The sequence below is a fragment of the Gammaproteobacteria bacterium genome (assembly GCA_022450155.1).
GTDB lineage: Bacteria > Pseudomonadota > Gammaproteobacteria > Arenicellales > UBA868 > REDSEA-S09-B13.
The window spans coordinates 1-8,013 of sequence record JAKUQR010000044.1 but is presented as its reverse complement, the minus strand read 5'-3'; the positions used below and the strand labels follow the sequence as shown (position 1 = coordinate 8,013).

At 52.4% G+C, this 8,013-nt stretch carries 11 protein-coding genes and 1 other RNA gene; 8 read left to right on the top strand and 4 right to left on the bottom strand.

Annotated elements, in window-relative coordinates:
• The 4 genes from MK323_14670 to MK323_14655 form a co-directional block, all read right to left on the bottom strand.
• Positions 1 to 311, bottom strand: a 311-nt coding sequence (locus tag MK323_14670; protein ID MCH2483390.1) for an FAD-dependent oxidoreductase, incomplete at its 3' end; no start/stop codon positions are given.
• Between the two features lie 9 nt (positions 312 to 320).
• Entirely contained in the window at positions 321 to 1,544 is a 1,224-nt protein-coding gene (gene ubiH, locus MK323_14665; protein MCH2483389.1) for a 2-octaprenyl-6-methoxyphenyl hydroxylase, read from the bottom strand.
• A gap of 4 nt (positions 1,545 to 1,548) precedes the next feature.
• Complete coding sequence (locus MK323_14660; GenBank protein ID MCH2483388.1) at positions 1,549 to 2,865, bottom strand: aminopeptidase P N-terminal domain-containing protein; 1,317 nt, start codon at positions 2,863 to 2,865, stop codon at positions 1,549 to 1,551.
• The gene (locus tag MK323_14655) at positions 2,862 to 3,455 is read right to left on the bottom strand and encodes a UPF0149 family protein (GenBank protein ID MCH2483387.1); all 594 of its coding nucleotides are present in this window, start codon (positions 3,453 to 3,455) and stop codon (positions 2,862 to 2,864) included. The genes MK323_14660 and MK323_14655 overlap by 4 nt, the downstream gene beginning before the upstream one ends.
• Positions 3,456 to 3,620: 165 nt before the next feature.
• On the opposite strand from MK323_14655, the gene MK323_14650 reads away from it, so the two are divergent.
• The 8 genes from MK323_14650 to MK323_14615 all read left to right on the top strand — a co-directional run bounded on the left by MK323_14650 (position 3,621) and on the right by MK323_14615 (position 7,895).
• Positions 3,621 to 3,848, top strand: coding sequence for a hypothetical protein (locus MK323_14650; GenBank protein ID MCH2483386.1), 228 nt, complete (start codon positions 3,621 to 3,623; stop codon positions 3,846 to 3,848).
• 40 nt (positions 3,849 to 3,888) lie between these two features.
• Complete coding sequence (locus MK323_14645; protein MCH2483385.1) at positions 3,889 to 4,197, top strand: cell division protein ZapA; 309 nt, start codon at positions 3,889 to 3,891, stop codon at positions 4,195 to 4,197.
• A gap of 51 nt (positions 4,198 to 4,248) precedes the next feature.
• Positions 4,249 to 4,440: non-coding RNA, 6S RNA (ssrS, locus tag MK323_14640), on the top strand.
• Positions 4,441 to 4,481: 41 nt separating this feature from the next.
• Positions 4,482 to 5,075 carry a 5-formyltetrahydrofolate cyclo-ligase gene (locus tag MK323_14635; GenBank protein MCH2483384.1) on the top strand — a complete coding sequence of 198 codons (594 nt, stop codon included), beginning with the start codon at positions 4,482 to 4,484 and terminating at the stop codon, positions 5,073 to 5,075.
• Positions 5,076 to 5,113: 38 nt separating this feature from the next.
• Positions 5,114 to 5,917, top strand: a complete 804-nt coding sequence (locus tag MK323_14630) for a TIGR00282 family metallophosphoesterase (protein MCH2483383.1) — start codon at positions 5,114 to 5,116, stop codon at positions 5,915 to 5,917.
• On the top strand, positions 5,914 to 6,381 hold the full coding sequence (locus MK323_14625) for an EVE domain-containing protein (protein ID MCH2483382.1): 468 nt from the start codon (positions 5,914 to 5,916) through the stop codon (positions 6,379 to 6,381). Before MK323_14630 ends, MK323_14625 begins: the two co-directional genes overlap by 4 nt.
• 113 nt (positions 6,382 to 6,494) lie before the next feature.
• A complete protein-coding gene (locus tag MK323_14620; protein MCH2483381.1) occupies positions 6,495 to 6,992 on the top strand; it encodes a peptidylprolyl isomerase in 498 nt (165 codons plus the stop codon).
• 159 nt (positions 6,993 to 7,151) lie between these two features.
• Positions 7,152 to 7,895 (top strand): class I SAM-dependent methyltransferase, encoded by a 744-nt coding sequence (locus MK323_14615; GenBank protein MCH2483380.1) that lies wholly within the window; start codon positions 7,152 to 7,154, stop codon positions 7,893 to 7,895.
• The last annotated feature ends 118 nt before the right edge of the window (positions 7,896 to 8,013 follow it).

The window sequence follows — 8,013 nt, the reverse complement described above, 5'->3', positions numbered from 1 at the left end:
CCTGCAGCTGCTGCACTGAAGGTGATTTGACCTGAACTTCCGGCGTCCCAGACGTCGATCTGACGAAACGGGGACAAGCTTTCGGCCTTTAAAACAGACCATGCACCCAATGCACGGAGAATATTTTCAGTCGCAAGGTTGATGGCGCTCACCCGAATCTCATTTGGGCGGCTGTGTTTGAAATTGATGGGGCCGGGATCGACCAGCGCAACACGGACACCGGATTGGGCAATCGCCACGGCGCAGGTGCACCCGATCATACCGGCACCGGCCACAACCACGTCAAAATCAGGATCTGTTTGGGTTGGCATCAGCTGAGATTAATTGGGACGCAAGGGCAGTCCACGGGCCAGTCGCGGTAGAGGCCCACGGAGCCCCGCGGTGCGGCGAAGCAAGTGTCGTTTGACACCGGGCATCATATCCAGTGTTTGCAGACCAGCACTGCGCAGCAGGTTAAGGCCGGGGTAGTCATTCGAGAAAATCCGGAGCAAGCCGTCAGTGAAGTGCTGGACGCGACGGGTTTGGACACGGCGGTGGTCAGCGTAGCGGGATAGAACAGCCATAGAGCCGAGATCTTGATGATGTTCTGTCGCGTTGACAATATTTTCAGCGAGTTCAGCCACATCACGAAGACCAAGGTTGAATCCCTGTCCCGCGACAGGGTGGACGATGTGGGCGGCATTGCCGATTGCAACGACCCGGCCGGATACGGGCTGATACAACTCAGTCAGCCCGACCGCGTAGGTGTTACGCTCGCCGACGTTACAAAAAACACCCGCACGCTCACCAAAACTCATCTGTAGACGGGATAAAAACTCTTCGTTGGATAATTCAGCGTAGGTTTTCGCCGTTGGCTTGGGCAAGGTCCAGGCCAGGGCGAAACGCCGGGGGCCGGCGGGTAAGAGTGCGAGTGGCCCATGCTGTGTAAAGCGCTCATAGGCCCGGTGCTGATGGTCTTGATCAGTCGCGACCATCGCAACCAACACCACTTCCGGGTATGACTTTTCCAGGCGACAGATCCCGATTTGTTGGCCAAGCGCTGAGCGCCCGCCATCAGCCAGTACCGCGAGCCGCGCCTTTCGATCGTGAGATGCGTTATCAACCTGCACGTTGACGAATTCGCGATCACTCTGCAGGGAAGCAACGACGGCGGGTGCATGATAGCGAATGGGGATACTATCCTGGAGGCGGTTCAGTAGTGCATAGCCTAAAGTCCGAGATGGCACAACATACCCCAGCGCATCGGTATTGATCAGACTGCGATCCAAGTGCGTACCACCGAAATGGCCTTGATCCGAGACATGAATGCTGTGAATCGGGCATGCGTCAGTTGCGATTTCTGACCAGATGCCGATCGCCTCGAAGACTCTGCGAGAACTCCAGGTGAGCGCAATGGTCCGTTCGTCGAAGCTGGGCTGGGCGTCGTGATTAAACGGGATAGACTCGAGCACATCGATCGACAGCTCGAGTGGTTCCAGGGCGAGCGCAAGACTGGCGCCGATCAGTCCGCCGCCGATGATGACGACATCGGTTGCGTGCGCCACGGCGTCAGCTCCCGACACCCTCCGCCATCAACGCTTCAACCTCGGCCGGCTGTTTGGGTACGCCGCCAGACAGAACCTGGGCATTCTTACGGGTTACCAGAACGTCGTCTTCGATACGAATGCCGATGTTGTGCCACCGTTGATCGATATCGTCAGCCGCTGGGATGTACAGACCGGGTTCAACGGTCAATACCATGCCGGGCTCCAGCAGTCGCCATTGATCGCCGAGTCGATAATCGCCTACATCGTGCACGTCCATACCCAGCCAGTGACCGGTGCGATGCATATAGAATCGCTGGTAACGCTTGTTTTCAATCACATCTTCAATACCGCCCTCAAGCAAACCGAGATCGATCATTCCTTGGGCTAAGCGCTTAACGGCGGCCTCGTGAGGCTGGTTCCAGTGATGCCCGGATTTGACTTCGGCGATGGCCGCGACCTGTGCGTCTAAAACGATGTCGTAGACCGCCCGTTGCTCAGCGCTGTAAGTGCCGTTGACCGGTAACGTTCGGGTGATGTCTGCTGCATAACAGTCGATCTCTGCACCCGCATCGATCAGCAGCAGATCACCATCAATCAATTTGTCGCTGTTTTCGGTGTAGTGCAGAATGCAGCTGTTTGCACCGCCGGCAACAATCGACGGATAAGCCGACGAGTGGGCGCCGCCTTTTAGAAATTCATATTCGAGTTCAGCTTCGATCTGGTACTCCATCATGCCTGGTTTGCAGGCGCGCATGGCCCGGCAATGAGCATCCGCTGAGACACGTGCTGCACGTTTCATGATTGAAATTTCGTGGTTTGACTTGATCAATCGGAATTCATGCAGCAGGTGGCTGATGTCCACCAGTTCGCCGGGTGCGCTGATCCCCGCACGTTTTTTGGATTTGACCTCGTTGAACCACTGCAGAAGCTGATTATCGAATTCGGAGTAACGACCCATGCAGGAGAAAATCTTGGGGCGGTTCTCCAGCAGGCCCGGCAGTATGTCGTCGATATCTTCTATGGGAAACGCATCGTCAGCCCCGAAGGACTCGATTGCGCCTTCAAGGCCAGCGCGTCGGCCGTGCCATGTTTCCTTTTCTGCATCGCGTTCTCGGCAGAACAGTATGTACTCGCCGTGTGTTCGACCTGGAACCAGTACCAGCACAGATTCAGGTTCGGGAAAGCCGCTCAGATACTGAAAATCACTATCAGGACGGAAAGGATAATCAACATCATTGTTTCGTCGGGAGACCGGTGCAGTGGGCATGACGGCAACCCCGTCACCCATGAGCGCCATAATGTCACGCCGTCGCCGGCCGAAGATGTCCAATTGAGTCATGATTCAGTAGTTTCCAGAGCGCTGCTCGGTAATGATTGGCTGTCCAGAGTGGCTTCGAATATTAACTGAGTCCCTACCCGCAGATATTCTTCCAGTTCCAGCAGCGCTTTTTCCTGCTCTTCCGCTGAATCTGTACCAGGTTCGACTTCGGCAATCCGGGCAATGTCAGTCAGTGCTTCTAGGGCATCCGGTTCCAGATCCGCTTCATTGAGCCGGCTGTTAAAGGCCGTGCCGGTACAAAACCCGGCGCACCAGTCTGCAAGCGCTGCCGTCCGTGTTGTGATTTCGCTGGAATCGGGCGGGAGCAGCATCTGAAACGTGAAATCTGTGCTCTGAAGTGCGCGCTGCGTTAGAGCAACCAGGCCAGATAGAATGTCTTCCACCAGGGTACGGGATGCGTCATCTTCTAACTCACGGGTCAATATGGGCGCCCAGTTTGCCAGTGTGGATTCATCCTCTCCACAACAGACAAGCCCCGTGGCGACACCATGTATTTCAGCAGGACTGAACACCACGTCAGGGTGATCGAGTCGACTTTCAACCTGCAGGTAAAATTCACCGTCCAGCTTGACTGAATCAGGATGATTCATGGGTAGATCCGTCGGCCATCACCATCTTAGTATAGCAATGGACCAAATTCAAAGGCTGAGATTGACCGACCCACCAAGTCGTTCTATGATCTTCGTCGGAGGCCATAAGCGCTATTACGTTATACGCAATTACCACTTCACCTGCAGTAGAGGAAGGACAGACGGATGGATAACCAAGAAAACCGGACCGCAACTGCTCAAATCGACTTGTTGACGGAACAAGTCGACAATCTCATTGATGCGTGTGGACGGCTGCAAAATCAAAATCAGCAATTGTCTACCGAGAAAGAGGAACTGAACCGGGAGCGGCAAGATTTACTTGGTCGTAACCGGGAAGCCAAACTCAGGATCGACCGGGTCGTTGAACGTTTACGAGAATTGGACGCAGGCTGAAGCGCTGCTAAACTGAAGCTAAATAGATAGGGAGCTAGAGGTGAGTAAGGAAGGCGTCAAGGTGGTGATCATGGACAGAGAATTCACTATCGCCTGCAAAAAGAATGATCGGGACGATCTTCTGGATGCAGCCGCTCACCTGGATAAACAACTGCGTGTGGTCCAGGCGCAGAGTAAAGTGGTGGGTCTGGAGCATTGTGCGGTGATCACTGCACTGAATCTATCAAACGAACTGCTTCAGCTTCGCCGAAATAGCCAGGTGCCGGGCGACCTTAATGCTCGCTTGCAGGCGCTGACGACGCGCGTCGAAAGGGCAGTGTCGCGCAATCAGAGTGACGAGACCGCCTAGACAGGACCTCCGCAAATTCTTGGCGCGGTAATCCGTTACAATCCTGAACAGCACCGCCTGCGGTGTTCGAATGGGTACGCAATCCCTTAGAACCTAGACTTTTACTCGGGGATTGTCTTGCTGGCACTGGTGTGCAGGTCCTCGGCCGAGTTGTCGTTGGAAAGCCTTCAGGTGTCGCAGTGATCCCCACTTGGACCACTTGGTTCAAGGTACCCGGAACCGTACGGCACAAGCGGGCGGTGTCTTTTCATATTCAAACCATTAGACAGGGACTCGACACCGTAATGTCTATATCTTCTAAACAGGGATTGCGGGACGAGATGCGTGCACGGCGGCGCGCACTGTCTGCCCGGGAGCAAAACACAGCAGGTAAAGCTCTCGTGGCACAGCTACGTGGCATGCCCGGGCTGGCAGGTGGCCAGCGCTTTGCGGCGTATCTTGCTAACGACGGGGAAATCGACCCACTGCCCATGATGCGGGTGCTGATACAGCGCAAACGGAGATGCTTTCTACCCATCATCGTGCCACTGCAACGACCGCTGTTGCGATTTGGAGAACTGAAACCTGACGGTGTGCTGAAAACTAACCGGTTCGGTATCCTCGAACCACAAGTGCCTCCCTGGGCATCACTGAAAATCGGGCAGTTAGACTGGGTATTCGTACCCCTGGTGGCTTTTGACCCTGCCGGCAACCGACTCGGTATGGGCGGCGGTTTTTATGATGCAACACTCGACGTGTTGCGACATCGTCGCCACGGTCAGCGGCCGCGGCTGATCGGGTTGGCGCATGAGTTTCAGCGCGTGAATCGTCTGGATGTCGACAGTTGGGACGTGCCGTTACACGGCATTGTTACCGATTGCGGTTATTATGCCTGCTGAGCAAAAACCGACACATCGATGCGGTCGATAAAAGTTTGATGAAGATACTGTTTATAGGGGATGTATTCGGCAGGCCAGGACGGCGGGTGTTACGCCGTTATCTGGGAGACCTTAAGGACCAATACGATCCCGAGTTGACCGTCGTGAATGCAGAGAATGCGGCCGGCGGGTTCGGCGTGACGGCGCCCATTCTGGACGAGTTGCTGGGTGATGGAGAGATCGACGTTCTGACTTCGGGCAATCATATCTGGGATAAACGCGAAGCGCTGGATCTGATACAGGATGAACCTCGTCTGCTGCGGCCGCACAATTACCCGGCGGACTCGCCCGGCTCGGGCTGGATGGTTGCCACTGCCAGCAATGGTATCGAAGTGGGCGTCCTGAACGTGATGGGTACAGTCTTTATGCATCCTACACTCGATTGTCCGTTCCGCTGTGTGGATGAGGTCCTGACGAAAAAGCCCGAAACCTTAAATGTCGTATTGGTCGATTTTCATGCTGAAGCCACCAGCGAGAAAGTAGCGATGGGCTGGTATCTGGACGGTCGTGTCTCGGCAGTGGTGGGCACACATACCCACGTACCCACGGCAGATGAGCGTGTACTGCCACAGGGTACCGCGCATATCTCGGACGTCGGCATGACGGGTTGCTACAATTCTGTGATCGGTGCAGACACCGATATAATTCTTCGACGATTTGTCGATCGACTGCCCGTGCGTATAGAACCAGCTTCAGGGCCGGCCAGTATCTGCGGGGTTGTGATCGACATCGACGAGCTCACCGGACTCAGTCGGACCATCGAACGGGTCCGGGTGGATGAGCAGGAGACCGGAACAGCGTGAAATACTGGTTGATGAAAAGCGAACCGGATGTTTACGGCATTGATCACTTGCGTGCGGAAAAACGAAAAACAGACCACTGGGACGGTATTCGGAATTATCAGGCACGAAATTTCATGCGTGATGAGATGAAAAAAGGTGACCTTGCTTTTTTTTATCACTCTAATTGTGAAGAGCCGGCGATCGTCGGCGTGATAGAAATCGTGCGGGAGGGATACCCGGATCACACTGCATTTCTAGCCAACGAGAAATATTTTGATGCCAAAAGCGACCCGGAGAATCCACGCTGGGTCATGGTTGATGTTCGATACAAGAGAAAATTCAAAACACCCGTGACCCTTAAAGCCCTTAAGGGAGAGAGGGCATTGGTACAGATGCGGCTTGTGCAGCGCGGTAATCGCTTGTCAATTCTCCCCGTGGCTGCCAAAGAGTGGAAGCACATTCTGAAGATGGCAGGTGAGTTGTGAGCGATGTAAAGCTTGTCTGGCGTCGTTTTTACTTATACGTTTTCAGGTTATCAATAATAATGTGCTGCTCTACTTTCGTAGCACATGCCAATCAACAACTGGAAAATAAAATTATGATCACAATACTGACGTCAATGGGCGAGATAAAGCTCGAACTGGATGCTGAAAATGCGCCAATCACAGTAGAGAATTTCTTGTCCTATGTGGACAGTGGCCATTATGACAATACGATCTTCCATCGGGTAATCCCGGGATTCGTCATCCAGGGTGGGGGTATGGTTTCGGGGATGCAGGAAAAGGGAACGGGCACACCGATACAGAATGAGGCAGACAACGGTTTAAAGAATTTGATCGGTGCAATCTGTATGGCGCGTACCAACGACCCGCACTCAGCAACAGCTCAGTTTTTTATTAACCTTAAGGATAATCAGTCTCTGGACCACACGGAAAAGACGGAAAGTGGCTGGGGATACGCAGTGTTCGGCCGTGTGGTGTCTGGAATGGATGTCGTCGAGAAGATCGCTGCGGTGGAAACAGGTAATGTTGGCTACCACTCCGATGTGCCGTTAGAGGATGTGGTTCTCGAAAAAGCTGAACGCGTGGCAGACTAGTCAACAGCATGCGTGTAGAGACGGATGATGGCGAACCTGAGCGTAGTTATCATTCCGATTGTAGATTTGGTGAGAAGAACATCGTTCGTTATTCATTTGAATTTCTCGCACTATAATAGGCAAATAACACAAGAGCCGTTCTTTTAAGGAGAATATTTAATGGGATGGCGTTTATTGGAGGCGAAAACACTGCTGGACGAACACCAACGGATATGGTTAAAAAAGCCCAGTCTACGATTGGTGTACCAGCATTACTATGATCTCGCTTTCAGTAACTCAATTCCTGGACGAGCCTTAGAAATTGGAGCAGGCTCAGGTAGTCTAAGACACTGCGGTTTCGAAGTAATTTCCACTGATATAGTTCATACACCATATGTTGATGTTGTTTCAGACGCACATTCGTTACCTTTTGCGGATAGTTCTGTAAATAACATTGTCGCAGTCGATGTTTTTCATCATCTACAACGACCTATAAGGTTCCTCCATGAAGCGAACCGCTTGCTCCAGTCTGGTGGTCGTTTACTGCTTATTGAGCCTGCTATCACGATTCTTAGTCGATTATTCTGGAGACTGTTTCATTCAGAGCCCTTCGACATGAATGTGGATGTACTGGCAGATGGACAACTAAGCAGAAAACGGAATCCGTTTGATGCGAACCAAGCATTAGGAACGGTATTGGCAACAAAAGATAGAAAAAGATTGCCAAATCATGTTCCTGGATTACGCATATCTAAAATTCAATGGACGGGATCAATTGCTTACCCTCTGTCGGGTGGTTTTAGGAAATGGTGTCTTTTGCCAAAGATTATGGTAAAACCCATATTGCTTTTAGAGTCCGTAATAGATAAATACTTTGGTCGCTTTGTTGCATTTCGACTGTTGCTCGTTATTACCAAAGACTAAATGTATATTCTAGAAAAGAAGCGTTCCCCGTATATTGAATCTTATAAGCGATAATCAAGTAAGCTTTGTTCAGAATGTATCAATTTCGATAGCTTGTCTGAATATCACTGGTTGCTAG

Excerpts from the sequence above, each read along its gene's own strand:
- MK323_14655 (MCH2483387.1), bottom strand. The coding sequence starts at position 3,455 with ATGAATCATCCTGATTCAGTCAAGCTGGACGGTGAATTTTACCTGCAG.
- MK323_14630 (MCH2483383.1), top strand. The coding sequence starts at position 5,114 with ATGAAGATACTGTTTATAGGGGATGTATTCGGCAGGCCAGGACGGCGG.
- MK323_14615 (MCH2483380.1), top strand. The coding sequence starts at position 7,152 with ATGGGATGGCGTTTATTGGAGGCGAAAACACTGCTGGACGAACACCAA.
- MK323_14635 (MCH2483384.1), top strand. The coding sequence starts at position 4,482 with ATGTCTATATCTTCTAAACAGGGATTGCGGGACGAGATGCGTGCACGG.
- MK323_14620 (MCH2483381.1), top strand. The coding sequence starts at position 6,495 with ATGATCACAATACTGACGTCAATGGGCGAGATAAAGCTCGAACTGGAT.
- MK323_14650 (MCH2483386.1), top strand. The coding sequence starts at position 3,621 with ATGGATAACCAAGAAAACCGGACCGCAACTGCTCAAATCGACTTGTTG.
- MK323_14660 (MCH2483388.1), bottom strand. The coding sequence starts at position 2,865 with ATGACTCAATTGGACATCTTCGGCCGGCGACGGCGTGACATTATGGCG.